This window comes from Nocardia arthritidis, assembly GCF_011801145.1.
In the GTDB taxonomy this organism is placed as follows: domain Bacteria; phylum Actinomycetota; class Actinomycetes; order Mycobacteriales; family Mycobacteriaceae; genus Nocardia; species Nocardia arthritidis_A.
Map to the genome: position 1 here is coordinate 641099 of NZ_CP046172.1, position 19876 is coordinate 660974.

Here is a 19876-nt window from a genome sequence, read left to right on the forward strand (position 1 = left end):
ATGTAATTCAGCCGAACGACAATCCGTGCAGCGCCAGCCACTGCGCCGGGTCGACGTGCTGGCCGTTGACGATCACCTCGAAATGCAGGTGTGGGCCGGTGGAATCGCCGCGGTTACCCATGCGTGCGATCTGCATACCCGCCGGAACCCGTTCCCCGACCGAGACGAAGAAGTCGTACATGTGCCCGTAGACGGTGATGGTGCCGTCGTCGTGCCGGATTCGCACCCACAACCCGAAACCCTCGGCAGGGCCCGCATCGATGACGGTGCCGTTCGCGACCGCGTAGATCGGGGTGCCGATGGCGTTGGCGATATCGATGCCGTTGTGGAAAGTGCCCCAGCGCGAACCGAATCCGGAGGTGAAGGTGCCACGGGTCGGCAGCACGTAGCCGGTGATGCCGGGCAGTGTCGCACCGGCCGCGGGCGCCGCACCACCCGACATCCACGGTTGATATTCACCTGCCGCCGCGGCCGCCGCCTCGGCCTTGGCGCGTTCGAGGGTGGCCCGCGCGGCCGCCGCGACGACCTCCTGTTCGCGCAGCCGTTCACCGTTGGCGATGGCGTTCAGATACCGGCGCACCGAGGGCTGGTCGGCCTGCACCTGCAGTGGGTAGGCGACCGGAATCCGTTGTGCCTCACCGATTTCCGCGGGCCGGTCGATGACGAATCCGGTGAAGACGGAGTCGCCCGCCGCGAAGACGGCCGCGACCACCAGGGTGGCGATCAGCACGCGGTGTTCGCGCAGCAGCGCCAGGATTCGGTCGCGATCCGGCCGTTTCCGCACCAGCGCCCGAATCTCCTCGGGCGTAAGCCTTTTCCGCGCCGATGCGCGAATCTCCTGATAACTGGGTAGTTTGCGGGCCTGTTCGGTGAGCTGTCTTCGGAGGTAGGAGCCGATGCGGGATTCCGGACGTTGTTGTTGTCGCCAATTCGCTTGTAGGACAGTAGTTCCCACGAATCTGGCGGCTCGGTCGGTGCTCGGTTCGTCGGCTGATTCGGTGTCGCCGAGCGTGGATGTCGTGCCGTTGCTGCTGACGGCGGCGGTGTTGTCGGTACTGTTGGCGGCGTCGTCGCTCGGGCGCGAACTGGCGTTCGATGCGCTGTCGTTCTGCTGGGTCTCAGCGGTTCCGTTTTGCACGTTCCGCGGCCCATGACCGTTTCCATCGACGGAATCGGCCGATCGTGGCTCGGGTGCGGACGCGTCGACAACGTCGGCGCCGGTGGACCCGGCGCCGAGACGCTGGGCGACCGCTCGGCGAGCCTTGTCAAGCATTGTGCCGACCATAACCCCGACCGCACGGGAGCGCGTGCTCTACCGTCTGTCGGGTGTCAAGAGAATCTCGCCGGTCGACCATTCCACCTTTCTACGTGATGGATGTCTGGAAAGCCGCAGCAGAACGCGCCCGCACACACGGCGATGTGCTGGTGCTCGCGGCGGGCCAGCCGTCGACGCCCGCCCCCGCGCCGGTGCTGCGCGCGACGAAACAGGCCATCGAGTCCGAATTGCTCGGCTACACCGAGACTTTCGGCATTCTGCCGCTGCGCGAGACCATCGCCCGCCACCACACCGAGACCTACGGCTACCCCGTCGACCCCGACGAGGTCGTGGTGACGACCGGGTCCTCCGGCGCGTTCTCGCTGATCTTCCTGGCCGCCTTCGATCCGGGCGACACCGTGGTGGTGGCCCGGCCCGGCTATCCCGCCTACCGCAACACCTTGGCGGCGCTCGGCTGCCGGGTAGTCGAACTGGATTGCGGCGCGCAGACCCGATTCCAGCCGACGGTCGCCATGCTCGAACGGCTGCCCGAGCCGCCCGCCGGACTCGTGGTGGCCAGCCCGGCGAACCCGACCGGCACCATGATCGCCCCCGCCGAACTGGCCGCGCTCGCCCGCTGGTGCGACGAACACGGCACCCTGCTGATCTCGGACGAGATCTATCACGGCATCACCTACGACGGTGCCGACGCCGATAACCGGACCTCCTCGGCGTGGGAGGCCTCCCGTGAGTCGGTGGTCATCGGTTCGGTCTCCAAATATTTTTCGATGACGGGCTGGCGGCTCGGCTGGATGCTCGCGCCCGCCGATCTGCGTCCGGCGCTGCAACGCCTGGCCTCGAATCTGACCGTCTGCCCGCCGGCCATCTCCCAGTACGCCGCCATGCACGCCTTCACACCGGAGGCGAAGGCGGAGTTGGACGGTCATGTGCGGCGCTATGCGGTGAATCGCGGGCTACTGCTGGACGGCCTGCCGGAACTCGGCATCACCGATCTCGCCCCGGCCGACGGCGCGTTCTACGCGTACGCCGATATCGGCCATCTGACCAGTGATTCCCGCAAGTGGTGCGCCGACGTACTCGACCACACCGGTGTGGCACTCGCGCCCGGCCTCGACTTCGACACCGTCAACGGCCATCGCACCGTGCGCTTCTCGTTTGCCGGAGCCACCGCGGACATCGAGGCGGCGCTGATTCGGCTCCGGAAGTATCTCGGCGCCTGACTCCTACTGTCCGGCAACAAGTTTCCACAGTTCGGCACCGGAAAGGCGCGGATGCGGTAAAACAACGGTGGCTGCTTTTCCTCTCTGAATTCCCCTGGATGAACTGATGACGACTGGCACGATGGCACGGTGATCACCGCGACGACCCCGAAAGGCGAACGGCGTCGCCAGGCTCTGGTAGCTGCTGCCGCCGAGTTGCTACTCGAAGGCGGATTCGAGGCGGTGCGGCACCGGTCGGTCGCCACCCGCGCCGACCTGCCGCTGGCGTCCACGACGTACTACTTCGAATCGCTCGACGATCTGATCGCGCGCGCGGTCGAGTTCAGCGGCAATGCGGAGCTGGACGCGATGCGCCGCCGGGTCGGCGAGGTGAGTCATCGCCGCCGGGGCGCCGAGGCGACCGTCGATCTGGTGTTGGACCTGCTGGTTGGTACCGACGGGCACGACGAGGCGGGTCGCGGTCAGCTGATCGCGCGCTACGAGCGCTCGGTGGCCTCGGCCCGGCATCCCGAACTGCGCGAGGTCCAGCTACGACTACGGGCCCAGCTCGAGGAACTGCTCGGCGATGTGCTGCGGCGCTCGGACCGGGCGGTGCGCTCCGAACAGCTGCGCAGGCTGGTCGCGGTGGTGGACGGCGCGGTGGTCGCCGCGCTCAGCGAGATGGATCCGGATCCGCGGCGGACGGCCCGCGGTGCGCTGCTCGAGGTGATCGATATCGTCGCGCCCCCGGTGCGGACGTCGGGGCCGGAGTCGGCGGCGCGGGTGAATATGGACGGTTCGGTCGCGGCGCATCAAATACAGACGCCCCAGCAAGTGGACCGGTTCCGGGCACTAGACTGACCGGACGTGACTATCGTCCCCAACGTCCTCGCCACTCGGTACGCCTCTCCGGAGCTGGTGCATCTGTGGTCGCCGGAGCACAAGATCGTACTCGAGCGCAAGCTGTGGCTGGAGGTGTTGCGGGCCCAGTCCGAACTCGGCGTCGAGGTGCCCGCCGGGGTACTCGCCGACTACGAGCGGGTGCTCGAACAGGTCGATCTCGCATCGATCGCCGAACGCGAGCGGGTGACCAGGCACGACGTCAAGGCGCGGATCGAGGAGTTCAACGCGCTGGCCAGGCACGAGCATGTGCACAAGGGTATGACCAGCCGCGATCTCACCGAGAACGTCGAGCAGCTGCAGATCCGGCTCTCGCTGGAACACGTGCACGCGCACGGTGTCGCGATCGCCGCACGGCTGGCCGAGCGGGCCGCCGAATATCAGGCGCTGGTGATGGCGGGGCGTTCGCACAATGTCGCGGCGCAGGCCACCACGCTCGGCAAGCGGTTCGCCTCGGCCGCCGATGAACTGCTCATCGCGCTCACCCGGCTGCGCGAGCTGATCGACCGCTACCCGCTGCGCGGCATCAAGGGCCCGATGGGCACCGCGCAGGACATGCTCGACCTGCTCGGCGGCGATCCGGCCAAGCTGACGAAGCTGGAACAGCAGGTGGCCCGCCACCTCGGCTTCGCGAACGTGCTCACCAGCGTCGGGCAGGTGTATCCGCGCTCGCTGGACCACGATGTGCTCTCCGCGCTGGTGCAGGTCGGCGCCGGACCATCCTCGTTCGCGCACACCATCCGGCTGATGGCCGGCCACGAGCTGGTCACCGAGGGCTTCCAGCCCGGCCAGGTCGGCAGTTCGGCCATGCCGCACAAGATGAACACCCGCTCCTGCGAGCGCGTCAACGGGCTGCAGGTCGTGCTGCGCGGTTACGCCTCGATGGCCGCGGAACTCGCTGGGGCGCAATGGAATGAGGGTGACGTGTTCTGTTCGGTGGTGCGCCGGGTCGCGCTGCCGGACGCCTTCTTCGCCATCGACGGCATGATGGAAACCTTCCTCACCGTGCTCGCCGAATTCGGCGCCTACCCTGCGGTCGTGGCCCGGGAACTCGACCGCTACCTGCCGTTCCTGGCCACCACCCGGATTCTGATGGCGGCGGTGCGGGCCGGTGTCGGCCGGGAGACCGCGCACGAGGTCATCAAGGAGCACGCGGTGGCGGTCGCATTGGCGATGCGTGAACAGGGCAGGGAGCCGGACCTTTTGGATCGTCTCGCCGCCGATTCCCGCCTGCCCCTTGACCGTTCGGCCCTGGATGCGGCGCTCGCCGACAAGTCCGCGTTCATCGGCGCCGCGCAGGCGCAGGTCTCCGACGTGATCGGTCAGGTGCAGAAGCTGGTGGACCGGTACCCGGACGCCGCCCGCTACACGCCGTCGCCAATTCTGTAGTGGCCGTACCAGTTTCGCTGCGAATTCGCTCGCGGGTGTCATAGCCGGTCGGTATTGTCCCCGCGTGGCCATTCACGCGTTCGTCGACGAGTCGGTTCGCCGGGACCGGTACATACTGTGTGCTGCGTTGATCCAGGGCGAGCGGTTGAGTCATGCCCGAGCTCTGGTGCGTGGTTTGTGTCTACCCGGCCAACGGCGATGGCACTTCGCCAAGGAGCCTGACCAGCGGCGCAGGCAGATTCTTGCCGCAATGGTGCGGTGCGACAGCGTCCGTGCGGCGATCTTCGTCGGGCACGGGGTCGAGGTCGAGGCACGAAATGACTGTTTGGCCCGGCTCGTGATGCATCTGGTGGACCTGAAGGCGGAGCGGTTGGTGATCGAATCGCGTGAGAGCCTGGATCATCGCGATCGCCATTGTATTGCCGACGTTCTCGGCAAGGCCTCGGTGGATTTGCCCTATGCGCATATGCCGCCTCATTGCGAGCCAGGGTTATGGTGGCCGGATGCTGTGGCTTGGGCATTTGGTGCAGGCGGTGCGTGGAAAGCGGCTGTGACGCCACTGGTCGACCTTGTCGCCGAGTCCCCTAGATAGCGCGAAACCCGACTGCTCACCGTCCGGAGAGGAGCCGGGTCCACTTCTCCCAGCTAGTGCCGGGAGCTATTACCGATCATAGCGGATGGCTTCCTTGTGTCGACAGCGAATAGTCAACGGGTCTACAGCCACACATGGCCAAGTAGCGCGAAACCCGACTGCCCACCGTCCGGTGAAGAGCCGGGTCCACTTCTCCCAGCTAGTGCTGGGAGCTAACAACGAACATAGCTGAGATCGTCTAGTCCGCACAGGATTTATTCGGTGCCGCAAACATGGGGATACAGCTGCAATAGCGCGAAACCCGGATGCTGGTCGTCCGGCCAGGACCCGGGTCCACTTCTCCCAGCTAGTGCCAGGGGCTACCAATGAGGGTAGCCGCTGCGCTCTCATGTCGACAGGAAATATTTGATGGCGGCGGTCTAGAAAGCGCGAAACCCGACTGCTGGACGTCCATCCAGGAGCCGGGTTCACTTCTCCCGGCTAGTGCCAGGAGCACGGGACAAGTATGCCAACCGGAAGTGGGGGAGGGACAGGGGTTTTCGGGGCGGGTTAGGGTGCCGGGATGGATCCGTACACGATTTTCGCCGAGATCATTGCCGGGCGGGCGCCCGCGAGCAAGGTTTACGAGGACGATGATGTGTTGGCGTTCATGGATATTCGGCCGCTGACGCCGGGGCATCTGCTGGTGGTGCCGAAGATGGCGGCGCGGAGTCTGGCCGAATTGGATCCGGCGATCGGGGGGAAGCTGTTTCAGGTGGGGCAGCGGTTGGCCGCGGCTTTGCGGGCCAGCGAGGTGGGGTGCGATGGGGTGAATTTCTTCCTGGCCGACGGGGTGACGGCCGGGCAGGAGGTGTTCCATGTGCATCTGCATGTGATCCCGCGGACGGCGGGTGACGGGTTCGGGCTGCGGGCGCGGCCGACTCATCCGCGGCGCGCCGATCTGGACTATCTCGCGACTTCGATCCGGGGCGCGCTGAACCGCTGACCTTGCGGCCCCGATACGAACCGCGCGGTTTGCTGTATCGATGCTCAGATCTTGAATCTCTTCCACACCACCCGTGGTGTGAGTACCGTTGAATGCCATTGGCATGCGGTGATGGAGGTGGGGTCGTGCGGCATATCAGAGTTGCGATGACTGTGCTGGCCATGGCGTTCGCCGTGCTCGCCCCGGCGATCTCCGACCCGCCACCGGCCGCGGCGGCCGGGGTGCGCATCACCGAGCTCAGCCCGACCCGCTCGGCCGTCTTCATCGACTCACCGGCCATGGGCCGGACGATTCAGGTTCAGGTGCTGCATCCGGCGGGCGGCGGGCCGCGCCCGGCGTACTACCTGCTGGACGGCCTCGATCCCGGCGCGAACCAGAGCACCTGGACCAACGCCACCGACGCCGAGCAATTCTTCGCGGGCGATCGGGTGAATGTGGTGTTGCCGGTCGGTGGCCAGGCCAGCTATTACACCGACTGGCAGCAGGACGACCCGCGCTTCGGCCGATACAAGTGGGAAACCTTCCTCACCGAGGAGCTGCCGCCGATCATCGACGCGTACTTCGATGGCAACGGCGTCAACGCGATCGGCGGTTTGTCGATGGGCGGCAACGCGGCTTTCATTCTGGCGGTTCGCAAACCGTGGCTGTATCGCGCCGTCGCGGGCTACAGTGCATGCCCCGACACGGGTTTGGCGACCGGCGCGGTGATGTTCTCCATCGCGAACCGCGGAGGTGACCCGAACAATATGTGGGGCCCGCCCGGCAGCCCAGCCTGGGCCGAACACGATCCGGCGCAGCTGGCGGATCGCTTGCGCGGCAAGACGATTTACCTGTCCACCGGATCCGGCATCCCCGGCCCGCACGAGGCGGAGATCAAACCCCAACTGCCGGAGAACATCTTCTTCGGCGGCCCGATCGAATCCGGTGTCAACACCTGCGTCACCGCCTTCGAGCGGCGGCTGCACACCATGAATATCGCCGCGCGAATCGACTACAGCCCCACCGGAACCCACTCCTGGTCCTACTGGCAGGACACGCTGCACGCCTCGTGGCCGACCATCTCCACCGCGATAGGCGCTTAGGCGAGTCCGGCGTCGCGGACGACGATCGCGATGTCAGGCCGCCCAGCCGTCGCGGGGACCGCGGCGGCCGGGGAACAGGATGAAGGCCAGCGCGAACAGGCCGATGGTGGCGAGTGCGCCGTAGAGGATCACACCGCCTGGTACACCGAGGATTTCGGCGTTTTCGGTGCGCTCGACGATCTGGTGGTACGGCTCGTCGGAATCCGCGGCGGCGAAGGTGAAGTCGGTGCTGATCGCCGCGGGATTGTCGATGGTGACGCGCAGTCCGGTCAGGTAGTCATGGCCGCCGCCGCTGAGCCGCGCCAGGTCGGCATCGGCGAAATCGGTTGCCCTATCCGCGAATTCGACATCCGACGATTGTTTGTTCGCATCGGGATCGGTGCGCCGCATCCGGTGCTCGCCGAGGACGTAGAGCACGACGGTCTGGCTCGACTTGGCGGCGGCGGACATGCGCATGGGATAGACGAGCCGGTCGGTGTCGAACTCGAAGCGCACCGGATCGAGTGCGCCGCTGAGCGGTTGGTCGCTGGTGAGTCGCATGGCCACGAACGACCAACCGTCCCGCAGATATGGCGCCATCGCGTCGACGACCTCCGGCTTGGTCTGATAGCCGTTGTCGGTCAACCACTTTCGGATACCGTCGAGGTCGCCGCCGGTGAGCGTGGTCGCCTCCAGCGGCCCGAGCTGGACGCGGCCGAGTACGGTGGGCCCCGCGGTGGCGGGCGCCGCGGCCGATGACGCTCCGGCGCCGATCTTGGATAGCCAGCGGTAGTGCGTCACCACCTGTGGCGCGGTGCGGGCCTCCAGTTCCTTGAAGGTCTGCGGCGCACCGGCGGTCACGGTGGCCGGCGTCGGCGTCGGCACGATCAACGCGGCGGTGTCGATGCCGGAACGCAGGGCCAGCTGCATGACGATCGTTTCCCGGCGGCCGTCCCAACCCAGGAGCGCGACTTCACGATTCACCGTCGCGGTGCTGCCGAGATCACCGGCCTTCGGGATCACTCCGCCGCACGCGCAGGCCGAAGCCGGTGCGAGCGCACCGATGCCGACGCAGCCGAGCAGAACCGCGGCGGCCGTGCCGAGCCGCGCGATGATGGCGAACCTCATGCGCGGCAGATTACTTGCGTACGATCGGCAATGCCCTGTCGAAGTCCGATCCGCCCGAATATCGCTGTAGCCCAGCGCGTTAACGCACCGCAACGCTCTCCGGCTGCCACCGCGGGTAGTCGCTGTAGCCTTCGGCGGTGCGTCCGTACAGCAGGTCCTCGCGGATCTCCGCCAACGGCAGGTCGTTCGTGATGCGTTCCACCAGATCGGGATTGGCGATGAACGCGCGGCCGAAGGAGATCAGGTCGGCGCGGTGGTCGCGCAGCGCGCGCTCCGCGTCCGCCGCCGTGGTGGCCGAACGGTTCTCACCGACATTCGCGATGAAGGTGCCGTGCCAGCGCGGGCGCAGATCGGCCAGCGCGGGATAGTCGTCGTTATCGATGAGGTGCAGGTAGGCGAGGTCGCGGCGATCGAGTTCGGTGACGAGCGCGCGATACAGCGGCCCCGGATTGTCCTCGCGCATATTGAATTGCGGGTTTCCCGGCGAGAGCCGGATCGCGGTGCGTCGCGACCCGATCGCCGCCGCGACGGCGTCGACGACGGCCAGCGGCAGCCGCATCCGGTTCTCGATCGATCCGCCGTATTCGTCGGTGCGCAGGTTGGTGTTGTCGGCCAGGAACTGGTGCAGCAGATAGCTGTTGGCGCCGTGTATTTCCACACCGTCGAAGCCTGCGCGCATCGCATTGTTCGCGGCGTCGGCGAAATGCATTGGCAGTTGGGCGATTTCGGTGCGATCGAGTTCGCGCGGGACGATCGGTTCACCCTTGGTGCCGTCGATGAGGTGCGGGTGATCGGGATCCAGCACCGCCGAGGGGCCCGCGGGCCAGGAACCGTCGATCCGGCCGCGCGGGTGGTTCTTCCGGCCACCGTGCATGAGCTGGGCGAAGATCCGCCCGCCCGCGGTGTGCACGGCGTCGGTCACCTGCCGCCAGGCCCGCACGTGCTCCTCGGTCTGTAGTCCGGGCACCCACGCCTCGCTCTGCCCGGTGCTGTGTGGCCAGATGCCCTCGGTGATGATCAGGCCCGCGGCCGCGCGTTGCGCGTAGTAGTCGGCGACATCGGCCGTCGGCGATCCGTCCGGCAGCGAGCGCAGCCGGGTCATCGGCGACATGACGATCCGATTCGGAAGGGCGAGAACGTGATTGCGATACGGGGTCAAAAGCTGCATATCCGGTACGCTAGAACCTGACATCAGTGTCAGGTCAAGGAGCGGATATGCGGATCGGCGAACTGGCGCAGCGCACCGGGGTCAGCGTGCGCTCGCTGCGCTACTACGAGTCGAAGGGGATGCTCGCCGCCGAGCGCACCTCCGGCGGGCAGCGCGAATATCCGGAGTCGGCGGTGGATCGGGTGCTGCGCATCCAACAGATGTTCGCGGCCGGCATCGGCAGCGACACCATCACCGAATTGCTGCCGTGCATCCACGACAGGGACGGCACGCCCAATGCGGCGGCCACTCCGTTCCTGGTCGACAAGCTCACCGAGGAACGCAGCCGCATCGATCAGGCGCTGCGCGATATGCACCGGACGCGCGCGGTGCTCGACGGCATCATCGAGGCCGCGAGCGGCGAATCGGCGGGGCCGGGCGCGACGAGGAGTCCGCACCCGGGCGAACAGTAGTGTGGAACCCATGTCTGTCGAGAGTGTTGCGGCGCCGATCGCCAAGCGGGTGCCGACCGAGCGGGTGCATCACGGCGACGTCTTCGTCGACGAATACGAGTGGCTGCGGGACAAGGAAGACCCGGAGGTCATCGCCTACCTCGAGGCGGAGAACGCGTACACCGAGGCGCGCACGGCGCATCTCGACGGGCTGCGGGGGAAGATCTTCGCCGAGATCAAGTCGCGGGTGCAGGAGACCGATCTCTCGGTGCCGCACCGGATGGGCGACTACTGGTATTACTCGCGCACCTTCGAGGGCAAGCAGTACGGCAGCTCGTGCCGCTGCCCCGTCGCCGCCGACGCCGCGGGCATCGACGCGTGGACTCCACCCGAGCTGAAGCCGGGCGTCGAGATTCCGGGCGAGCAGGTGCTGCTCGACCTGAACGAGCTCGCCGAGGGCCACGACTTCATCTCGCTCGGCGCGTTCGAGGTGAGCCACGACGGCAACCTGCTCGCCTACTCGGTGGACACCGTCGGCAACGAGCGCTATGTGCTGCGTTTCAAGGATCTGCGCACCGGCGCGTCGCTGCCCGACGAGATCGCCGAGACCGCGGCGGGCGCGGCCTGGTCGCTGGACGGCGAGTTCGTCTTCTATCAGACCGTCGACGAGGCGTGGCGGCCCGATACCGTGTGGCGGCACCGCCTCGGCACCGCCGCCGATCAGGATGTCAAGGTCTTCCACGAGCCCGACGATCGTTTCTGGGTCGGCATCGATGGCACCCGCTCGGAGCAGTACCTGTTCATCGTGAGCAGCTCCAAGATCACCACGGAGTACCGGGTGCTGGCCGCCGACGATCCGGAGGGTGAATTCCGGGTGGTGCTGCCGCGCCGCGATGGCGTCGAATACTCGGTGGAGCACGCGGTGATCGGCGGCGAGGACCGCTTCCTGATCATGCACAACGACGTGGTCGACGGGGTGAAGGCGGAGAACTTCGTGCTCGCCGAGGCCCCGGTCGCCGACCCGTCGGATATGACCATCCTGATCGGCCACGATCCGCAGGTGCGGTTGGAGAGCGTCGGCGCCTTCGCCGACTATCTGGTACTCGGCTATCGCCGGGAAGCTCTTCCGCGCCTTGCCATTTGGCCGCTGACGGCGGACGGCTACGGGGAACGCCGGGAGCTGGAATTCGACCTGGAGCTGGCCTCGGTCGGCACCGCGGGCAATCCGGAGTGGGCGCAGCCGACGCTGCGCATCGCGCTCGGCTCGTTCATCACCCCGCGCCAGATCTTCGACTACGTGCCGGCGACCGGAGAGCTGTTGCTGCGCAAGGAGGATGTGGTACTCGGCGGCTACGACCCGAACGAGTATGTGCAGCGCCGGGATTGGGCCGTCGCCGACGACGGGACCCGCATTCCGATCTCGCTGGTCTGGCGGAAGGAATTCGCACCGGACTCGCCGAAACCGTTGCTGCTCTACGGATACGGCTCCTACGAAACGGCGATAGATCCGTACTTCTCCATCGCGCGGCTGTCCATGCTGGATCGCGGCATGGTGTTCGCCATCGCGCATGTGCGCGGCGGCGGCGAGATGGGCCGGTACTGGTACGAGAACGGCAAGACGCTCACCAAGAAGAACACCTTCACCGATTTCGTCTCCTGCGCAAGGCATCTCATCGACACCGGGGTGACGGCCGCGGATCGTCTGGTGGCCGAGGGCGGCAGCGCGGGCGGCATGCTGATGGGCGCCGTCGCCAATCTCGCGCCGGAACTGTTCACCGGAATCATCACCAGCGTGCCGTTCGTCGACCCGCTCACCTCGATCCTCGACCCGGATCTTCCGCTCACCGTCATCGAATGGGACGAGTGGGGAGATCCCTTGCACGACAAGGACGTTTATCAGTACATGAAGTCCTATTCGCCCTACGAGAACGTCGAGGCGAAGGACTATCCGGCCATCCTGGCGATCACCGGGCTCAACGACACCAGGGTGCTGTACGTGGAACCGGCCAAATGGGTGGCCAAGCTGCGCGTCACCAAAACCGGTGACGCCCCGCTGCTGCTGAAGACGGAGATGAGCTCGGGTCACGGCGGCGTCAGCGGGCGCTACGAGCGGTGGAAAGAGGTCGCCTTCGAGGAGGCGTGGATTCTGGACACCGTCGGCCTGGCCGACGCCTGACCGGTTCGCGGAGCGAATGCGGAAATACCGCGGAGTTTCCGGCCGCTGAACATCGGGGGATGCCGGGAGCCGAATGCCGACAGGGTGTTCGGCTCCCGGTCATCCGGCCTGCACGCCGTGGACATCTGCGGCTGGCACCGTTATTTCATGAATGCTGAGCTGATCGTTTCCGTATCCGGAATCCGGGACGCGACCCGCGATGCCGCGATCGAATTCGCCGCGGAGATGGATCGGCGCGACGTCAGGCTCTCGCTGCTGGTCGCGCCCCGGCTCAAGGGTCGCTACCGGTTGGTGGACGATCCGGCGACGCAGGCATGGCTGCGGGGGCGGCGGGCCCGCGGTGACGCGATCGTGCTGCACGGCTACGACCAGGCGGCCACCAAGCGGCGCAGGGCCGAATTCGCCGCGCTGCCCCGGCACGAGGCGCGGCTGCGTTTGATGGCCGCCGACCGGGTGATGGAGCAGGTCGAATTGCGCACCAGATTGTTCGCGGCGCCGCGCTGGGATGCCTCGACCGGTGCGATCGAGGCGCTGCCCGAGGTGGGTTTCCGTTTGGCGCTCGGCCTGACGACCATTCTCGATCTGGAGCGCAATGTGGCGCAGAAGGCCAGGGTGTACGGGATCGGTGAGGGGTTCCGCGCCGAGCCGTGGTGGTGCCGGGCGTTGGTGATGGGCGCGGCCCGCACCGCGCGGCGCGGCGGCATTCTGCGGCTTGCGGTTTCGGCCGCCCAGTTGAGCCGTTCCGGGCCGAGGCAGGCGATGCTCGACGCGGTCGATCTGGCGCAGTATCACGGTGCGGTCAGCCAGGTGTATCGCTGGGAGCCGTTCAGCATCGCCCGTGCGGCATGAGAGTTGGTGTCGGACAAGTAGTTTCGAAGACGGCACGGCCGTAGGGCACGGTCGGGGAGTTGCGTGATCGGTGGCCAGGTCGGTGCCGGGCCGGTCGCGCCCCGATCTCACCCGCGGCACCGGCCGGTTCGCGTCGCCGTTCGGAGGAGGGCGTAAATCCGAACGGCGGCGCGGCATTTCACCGTTCAGCCGAAGGAGATCGGGTGCGCGGGCACCGCGGGCTTCGCATCGTGGGTGAACCCGCCCGATTCCTCCTGCGTCATGGACGAACTCGGCGGGTGCCGGTCCAATTGCCCGAGCGCCCTTCGCATATCGGCCAGAAGTAGATCCGCCATATCGTGGCTGAAGCCGTGCCGCACCAGCACCCGCATGATCGTCTGCTCCTGGCGGTCCGCGGGCAGCGGATACGCGGCGACCAGCCAGCCCCTGGTGCGCAACCGATCCGAGAGGTCGTACAGGTTGTAGGTCTGCCCGTCCGTCAAGCTCCAGGACACCGCGGCGATGCCCTCGCGCGGGTCGCCACCGTGGATGATCTCGAACGGGCCAAGCGCCGCAATACCTTTCGCCAGATGCTGGGCGACGCCGTACAGCCCGGACTGCACTTGGGTGTAACCGTCGCGGCCGAGCCGGATGAACTGGTAGTAGGAGGTCACCACCTGGCCGCCGGGCCTGGAGAAGTTCAGGTTGAAGGTGGCCATATTGCCGCCGAGATAGTCGACATTGAAGATCAACTCTTCGGGCAGATCGCTCGCCTCCCGCCAGATCGCCCAGCCGGAGCCGAGCGGTGCGAGCCCGGTCTTGTGCCCGGACGCGTTGATCGATTTCACCCGGGGCAACCGGAAATCCCACACCAATTCGGGCGCGGTGAACGGCGCCAGGAAGCCGCCGCTCGCCGCATCGACGTGGATCGAAATATCGAGTCCGGTGCGTTCCTGCAATTCGTCGAGGGCCTTGCTGATCGCCGCGACATCCTCGAACAGGCCGGTGAAGGTCTGGCCGAAGGTCGGCACCACCATGATCGTGTTCTCGTCGCAGTGCTCGGCGATATCGTCGGGTCGCAGGGTCAGCCGGTCGCCACGCAGCGGCACCTGCCGGATTTCCACGTCGAAGTAACGCGCGAATTTCTCCCAGCAGACCTGGACCGGTCCGCAGACGAAATTCGGAATTCCTTTGCCGCCCTTGGCCCGCCAGCGGAATTTGGCGGCAAGCCCGCCCAGCATCGCCGCCTCGCTCGACCCGGTGGTCGAGGTGCCGAGCGTCGTACCCGGATCCGGTGCGTGCCACAGCTCGGCCACCATCCGCACGCAGCGCTGCTCCAATTCGGCCGTCTGCGGGTACTCGTCCTTGTCGACGATGTTCTTGTCCAGCGATTCGGCCATCAACCTGCGGGCGTGATCGTCCACCCAGGTGGTGCAGAACGTGGCCAGATTCATTCGGGAAACCCCGTCGAGCAGCAGCTCGTCGTGCACGATCTGATAGGCGACCGGGCCGAACATCTCGGCCTTCGGGAACGCGTTCTTCGGCGCGCCGGACTCCAGCGGATACATGGCGAAAAGGTCTTCGGATGACTCGGGCATTTCGCAAACCTCCACGACGAACCGGATGTCGCTCAAGCCTAGGTGCCTGCCGTTTATCGAGCGGTGTGCCACACGATGATGTCCGCGCTACGCGGGGATGACGATTTCGATGATCGTTCGGTGACGGCGGGGCCGCATCGGTCGAATAGGTTGGTCCGCGGTGTCGGCGCTCGGCGGGCTCGGCGTGGAATGCCCTGGGTTACAGGGATTCTCGCGCGATCACGACCAGCACCGGCGACCCTTCTCGAAAGTCGGGAAGTGCGTATGAATCTGCGTAGTGTCGCCGCCGGGTGCGACCTGATTGCGAATGGGAAAACGAATGAGAATGCGTAGTGTCGCCGCCGTCGCCGCACTGGTCGTCGGCGCGGTGACAATAGGTTCCGGGTTGGTGTACGCCGAACCCGCCGCGCCGTCCGATGGGATCAGGTACTCGGTCAAGGCGGTGGACAAGACGGTCGTCGCGAGCCTGCGCGGCGGCACCTTCGCGCTCACCGAACGGGACGGCGCGACGCCGGACGCACCGAAGACCCAGATCGCGAACATCAAGGACGACAAGGGCGCGACGGTGCTGTCGTTCCCGCTGGACTACCGCGTCGAGGGCACGCCGATCCCGGTGCAGGCCGTCGCGAAGCAGGACGGCACCGTGCTGGAGATCACGCCTGAACGGCCCGCGAACGCACCGGCCGTCACCGCACCCCTGGTCGTGACGCCGATCGCCTCGCCCGCCGAGGACCAACTGGCGATGAACGAGTTCTCCTCGAAGCTCGGCGTCGCCACGCAGGTCGGCGGATTGGTCGGCAGCATAATCGGTTTCGCCATCGGCTGCGTCGCGACCCTTCCGCTGGGCTGCATCCTCGGCGGTGCCGCCGCTGTTCCGGTCGGCGGGGTCATCGGCACCATCGTGGCGGGCGGTCCGGCGCTGGTCGCCGCGGGCATGGATCTGCTGCAGACCATGCAGGCCGCCCCCGGCGCCAGCAAATGGGCCAACGACGGCAGGCCCGCACCGCAGAACTGATTCGCCGAGCCCCCGGATCCGACGAAGAACTCGATGGGCCGGGGCGGTGATCGCCTCGGCCACGTTCGGTGCTGAACGTTTGCTCGGCGGTTAATATTCGGGATGGACCAGCGGCGGCGGGTGAGTGCTCGCCCCGGCGCGGGCCGCCGGACTTCATCCGGCGGCGCCCATCAGGCGGTCCGGCGTAGGGCAGGTGCTCGAACGACGGAAGGCGAAGCCGATGGCCGAGACGGCGACCGCGGCGCGGGCGACGACGAAATATCTGTCGTGGGTCACGCTGGCGATGATGACCACGAGTTCGGTGGCCAGCCTGCGCGCCGCGCCGACCATGGCGGTATACGGACTGGCCTGCGTTTTCCTGTATCTCCTTCCCGCACTGCTGTTTTTGCTGCCGACCTCGTTGGTCGCCGCCGAGCTGGCATCCGGATGGGATGGCGGGGTGTACAAGTGGGTCGGCGAAGGACTGTCGAAACCGCTTGGGTTCCTTGCCGTCTGGTGTCAGTTCGCGATGACGATCTTCTACTACCCCAGCCTGCTCGCCTATGTGGCAAGCACTTTCGCGTACATCATCAATCCCGCGTTGGCCGCGAACGGGGTGTATGTGGCGATCGTGATCATCACCGTCTACTGGGCGGGGGTCTACGTTTCGGCGCAGGGGACCAAGACGGTGGCCGGGCTGTCGAGTATGGGGCTGGTGATCGGCACGCTGCTGCCCGGCACGGTGCTGGTGCTGCTCGGGCTGGTCTTCCTGGCACAGGGCAATGCCTCGGCCGCGCCGATGGATGCGGGGCACCTGCTTCCGGCCTGGACCGGTTTGGCGAGCCTGGTGCTGATCGTCAACAACTTCCTCAGCTACGCGGGCATGGAGATGAACGCGGTGCACGTTTCCGCGCTGCGGGATCCCGGCCGGGAATATCCGAAGGCGATGTTCCTGGCGGTCGGGCTGGTGCTGGTGATCTTCATCGTGCCCGCCGTCGCGATCAGTTGGGTGGTGCCCGCCGCCAACCTGAGCCTCACCGCCGGCGTGATGCAGGCGTTCGACGGGTTCTTCAACCATTTCGGGATCGGCTTCCTCACCCCGGTGGTCGGGGTGCTGCTGGTGGCCGCCGCGCTGGGCGGCATGCTGACCTGGCTGGCGGGCCCGTCCAAGGGCCTGATCATGATCGGCCGCGCCGAGGGCTATCTGCCGCCGATCCTGACCCGGCTGAATCGGCAAGGCGTGCAACAGAATATGCTGATCGCGCAGGGTGTATTCACCACGGTGATCGCACTGCTCTACGCGTTCATCCCTGACGTGTCGAGCGCGTACTGGATCCTCTCCGTCATCACCACGCAGGTTTACTTGATCATGTACGTGCTGATGTTTGCTGCGGCGGTCCGGTTGCGCCGGGACCAGGAGGACCATCCGCGCGGTTACCGGGCGCCCGCGTTGATGGGGTTGTGCGCGTTGGGAATCGCGGCATCGATCGCCGCGTTCGGGATCGGATTCGTGCCGCCGTCGCAGTTCGGTTCCGGCAGTACCGCCCAATATGTGCTGATCGTCGGCGGCGGGATGGGCTTCGTCGGATTGCTGATTCCGTTCCTGTTCTTCACCCTTCGTAGACCGGAGTGGAAATCCGCACTGCCGCAAGGGGAGCCGGAATGACCATGCGGGATGTTCCGTTCGGCAAGCGCAGGCTCATCTACCTTATTTCCGGCGTACTGCTGGGTCTGATGGCTATTTTCGGAGTCGTGGTGTTCACCGAGACGGCCCGCGATACGGATGCGGCGGCCAAGGCGCAGCGGCTGCACGACCGCCTGGCCGACGCCGGGCTGCCCGCCCCCGAACCGCGGGTGATCGGCGACAGCCTCGGCCGGGACGGCGGCCTGGTCTGCCAGGATCCGTCCTCGCCGCTGATCAAGGCCCGCTATCAGAGCGCGATCAGCAATGGCGCCGACGGACCGGGCAGCCGCCCGGTGATCGGCGACCGCGACGTCGCCGTCGCGGTCGAATTGACCATCGCCACCTACTGTCCCGATCGTCTCGGTTCCTATCTGAACCAGATGCGGGATATGAAGTTCGACGATACGACGAAGTGAGGTCATGACATGACGTCCGATGATGCCCGCACCGCCGAGCTGCGCAGCCGCGTCGCCGCGCTCATGGTGCAGGCGAAAACCGATCTGGCGCAATTGGTTTCGTTCAAATCGGTACACGATCCGCGACAGTTCCCGCCGGCCGAGTGCGAGCGGGCCGCGCAGTGGGTGGCCGACGCGTTCGCGGCGGCCGGGCTGACGAAGGTGGGCCTGCACGAAACCGCCGACGGCAGTAAGGCGGTGATCGCCAGCCGTCCCGCGCCGCCCGGCGCGCCGACGGTACTGCTCTACTGCCACTACGACGTTCAGCCGCCGCTCGATGAATCCGCTTGGCGCACGCCGGTCTGGACGCTGACCGAACAGAACGGCCGCTGGTACGGGCGCGGTGCGGCCGACTGCAAGGGCAATATTGTCATGCACCTCACCGCGCTGCGCGCACTCGGTCCCGACCTGCCCATCGGGGTCACCCTGGTCGCGGAGGGTTCCGAGGAGCAGGGCACCGGCGGTCTGGAGCGGTTCGTGCAGGCCAATCCGGAGCTGCTGCGCGCCGATGCGATCGTGATCGGCGACTGCGGTAACTTCGCCGCCGGCCTGCCGACCCTCACGCAGACTCTGCGCGGCAATGTGAATGTCGTGGTCGGCGTGGAAACCCTTGCCGGACCGATGCATTCGGGCATGTACGGCGGCGCGGCACCCGATGCGCTCGCCGCGCTGATCCAGCTGCTCGCCTCACTGCGCGACGAACACGGCAACACCACCGTCACCGGACTGCCGAACGATCAGAAGTGGTCCGGCGTGCAATACCCGGCGGACCAATTCCGTGCGGACGCGGGCATTCTCGGCGACGTCGACATCATTGGCGACGGGACGGTCTCCGACATGCTTTGGGCCCGCCCGGCTTTGACGGTGCTCGGTATCGATGCGCCGAAAGTCGTCGGCTCCACCGCCGCGGTCCAGGCCTCGGCCCGGGCCCGGCTGAACCTGCGGATCCCGCCGGGTATCGATCCGGAGCAGGCGCACAAGCTGCTCGTCGCACATCTCGAGGCGCATACCCCGTGGCACGCCAAGCTCACCATCGAGACGGAGGGGCTCGGCGGGGCGTTCTCGTCCGGCAAGGGCGGCCCGGCGCGCACGGCCATGGAGGCGGCCCTGGCGGCCGCGTACGGGAAGCCGCCGACCACTCAGGGACAGGGCGGTTCGATCCCGCTCTGCAATGTCTTCGCCGAAACCTATCCGGACGCGGAGATCATGCTGATGGGCGTCGAGGAACCCAAATGCCTGATCCACGCGCCGAACGAGAGCGTCGACCCGAGCGAGATCGAACATATGGCGTTGGCCGAGGCGCTGTTCCTGTCGAGCTACGCCAAGGCCTAAAGCTCGACATGGTCCTCCGGCTCGATCACCCTGAATTCGCTTTCGGCGGGCCCCATTTCGGCCAACCGTCCGAAGTAGATGCCCTGCGCCGACGGTTCGATGATGCCGAAGTGGATGGGCAGGGCGGTGGCCGGCCGGACCGCGCGGAAGTAGTCGACGGCCTCGCTGATCCGCATCCACGGGGCCGCGGCGGGCAGCGCGAGCACTCCGACCGGCACCGGCGGCACCCACAGCGAGTCGCCGGGGTGCACGAATTCCGCCGGGCTGTCCGCGGTGCCCAGTTGGAAGACCGTGTTATCGATCACCGGGAGGTCGGGGTGGATCACCGCGTGCCTGCCGCCGCCACCGGTGATCTGGAGTTCGCCGAGCCGGATCACGTTGCCGGCGTGCACCGCCCGCCACGGCTCGCCGCGCAGCTGCGCGGTCTGTGGATCGCTGAACAGTTGCGCGTCCGGGTTGGCGGCGATAAGCGCCTCGATCCGGTTCGGGTCGATATGGTCCGGATGCTGGTGGGTGACGGCGATGGCATCGAGTCCGGTGATGCCCTCGAAGCCGTGCGAGAAGGTGCCCGGATCGAAGAGCACCTTCTTGCCTTGCAGCTCGACGAGGACGCAGGAGTGGCCGAAATGGGCTATGCGCATGCGGACATGGTATGCAGCCCACCCCGGCAGCGGCCCGGA

18 protein-coding genes are annotated in these 19876 nt (G+C 66.8%); 13 read left to right on the top strand and 5 right to left on the bottom strand.

All coding sequences use genetic code 11. The features are described from left to right. Positions 1–7: 7 nt before the first annotated feature. Positions 8–796: a M23 family metallopeptidase gene (locus tag F5544_RS03040; protein WP_428847161.1), complete on the bottom strand. Its 789-nt coding sequence runs from the start codon at positions 794–796 to the stop codon at positions 8–10. Positions 797–1371: 575 nt separating this feature from the next. Here F5544_RS03040 and F5544_RS03045 point away from each other — a divergent pair. The 6 genes from F5544_RS03045 (at position 1372) to F5544_RS03070 (ending at position 7423) form a co-directional block, all read left to right on the top strand. Beyond that, a complete protein-coding gene (locus F5544_RS03045; RefSeq protein ID WP_167471751.1) occupies positions 1372–2496 on the top strand; it encodes a pyridoxal phosphate-dependent aminotransferase in 1125 nt (374 codons plus the stop codon). Positions 2497–2625: 129 nt separating this feature from the next. Further along, a complete protein-coding gene (locus tag F5544_RS03050; protein WP_238847057.1) occupies positions 2626–3336 on the top strand; it encodes a TetR/AcrR family transcriptional regulator in 711 nt (236 codons plus the stop codon). A 6-nt stretch (positions 3337–3342) separates the two neighbouring features. After that, positions 3343–4764: an adenylosuccinate lyase gene (purB, locus tag F5544_RS03055; protein WP_167471752.1), complete on the top strand. Its 1422-nt coding sequence runs from the start codon at positions 3343–3345 to the stop codon at positions 4762–4764. A 64-nt stretch (positions 4765–4828) separates the two neighbouring features. Next, positions 4829–5356 (top strand): hypothetical protein, encoded by a 528-nt coding sequence (locus F5544_RS03060; protein ID WP_167471753.1) that lies wholly within the window; start codon positions 4829–4831, stop codon positions 5354–5356. Positions 5357–5918: 562 nt separating this feature from the next. Beyond that, the gene (locus F5544_RS03065; protein ID WP_167471754.1) at positions 5919–6341 is read left to right on the top strand and encodes an HIT family protein; all 423 of its coding nucleotides are present in this window, start codon (positions 5919–5921) and stop codon (positions 6339–6341) included. A gap of 146 nt (positions 6342–6487) precedes the next feature. After that, positions 6488–7423, top strand: a complete 936-nt coding sequence (locus F5544_RS03070; protein WP_167471755.1) for an alpha/beta hydrolase — start codon at positions 6488–6490, stop codon at positions 7421–7423. Between the two features lie 33 nt (positions 7424–7456). On the opposite strand, the gene F5544_RS03075 is transcribed toward F5544_RS03070, so the two are convergent. Further along, positions 7457–8530, bottom strand: coding sequence for a DUF2330 domain-containing protein (locus F5544_RS03075; protein ID WP_167471756.1), 1074 nt, complete (start codon positions 8528–8530; stop codon positions 7457–7459). A 79-nt stretch (positions 8531–8609) separates the two neighbouring features. Next, positions 8610–9698, bottom strand: a complete 1089-nt coding sequence (locus F5544_RS03080; protein WP_167471757.1) for an alkene reductase — start codon at positions 9696–9698, stop codon at positions 8610–8612. 47 nt (positions 9699–9745) lie between these two features. Between F5544_RS03080 and F5544_RS03085 the strand changes: the two genes are divergently transcribed. From F5544_RS03085 to F5544_RS03095, 3 genes are all read left to right on the top strand, one after another. Beyond that, a complete protein-coding gene (locus F5544_RS03085) occupies positions 9746–10150 on the top strand; it encodes a MerR family transcriptional regulator (RefSeq protein ID WP_167471758.1) in 405 nt (134 codons plus the stop codon). A 10-nt stretch (positions 10151–10160) separates the two neighbouring features. After that, a complete protein-coding gene (locus F5544_RS03090) occupies positions 10161–12305 on the top strand; it encodes a S9 family peptidase (RefSeq protein ID WP_167471759.1) in 2145 nt (714 codons plus the stop codon). Positions 12306–12452: 147 nt separating this feature from the next. Continuing rightward, complete coding sequence (locus tag F5544_RS03095; protein ID WP_167471760.1) at positions 12453–13154, top strand: DUF2334 domain-containing protein; 702 nt, start codon at positions 12453–12455, stop codon at positions 13152–13154. Between the two features lie 185 nt (positions 13155–13339). On the opposite strand, the gene F5544_RS03100 is transcribed toward F5544_RS03095, so the two are convergent. Further along, a complete protein-coding gene (locus tag F5544_RS03100) occupies positions 13340–14731 on the bottom strand; it encodes a glutamate decarboxylase (RefSeq protein ID WP_167471761.1) in 1392 nt (463 codons plus the stop codon). A gap of 319 nt (positions 14732–15050) precedes the next feature. Between F5544_RS03100 and F5544_RS03105 the strand changes: the two genes are divergently transcribed. The 4 genes from F5544_RS03105 to F5544_RS03120 all read left to right on the top strand — a co-directional run bounded on the left by F5544_RS03105 (position 15051) and on the right by F5544_RS03120 (position 19196). Then, complete coding sequence (locus F5544_RS03105; protein ID WP_167471762.1) at positions 15051–15746, top strand: hypothetical protein; 696 nt, start codon at positions 15051–15053, stop codon at positions 15744–15746. A 220-nt stretch (positions 15747–15966) separates the two neighbouring features. After that, positions 15967–17391: an APC family permease gene (locus F5544_RS03110; protein WP_167471763.1), complete on the top strand. Its 1425-nt coding sequence runs from the start codon at positions 15967–15969 to the stop codon at positions 17389–17391. Next, positions 17388–17825 carry a hypothetical protein gene (locus F5544_RS03115; RefSeq protein ID WP_167471764.1) on the top strand — a complete coding sequence of 146 codons (438 nt, stop codon included), beginning with the start codon at positions 17388–17390 and terminating at the stop codon, positions 17823–17825. Before F5544_RS03110 ends, F5544_RS03115 begins: the two co-directional genes overlap by 4 nt. A gap of 9 nt (positions 17826–17834) precedes the next feature. Next, positions 17835–19196 (top strand): dipeptidase, encoded by a 1362-nt coding sequence (locus F5544_RS03120; protein WP_167471765.1) that lies wholly within the window; start codon positions 17835–17837, stop codon positions 19194–19196. Here F5544_RS03120 and F5544_RS03125 read toward each other — a convergent pair. Then, a complete protein-coding gene (locus F5544_RS03125) occupies positions 19193–19837 on the bottom strand; it encodes an MBL fold metallo-hydrolase (protein WP_167471766.1) in 645 nt (214 codons plus the stop codon). The two genes, F5544_RS03120 and F5544_RS03125, sit on opposite strands and share 4 nt — an antisense overlap. Positions 19838–19876 lie beyond the last annotated feature (39 nt).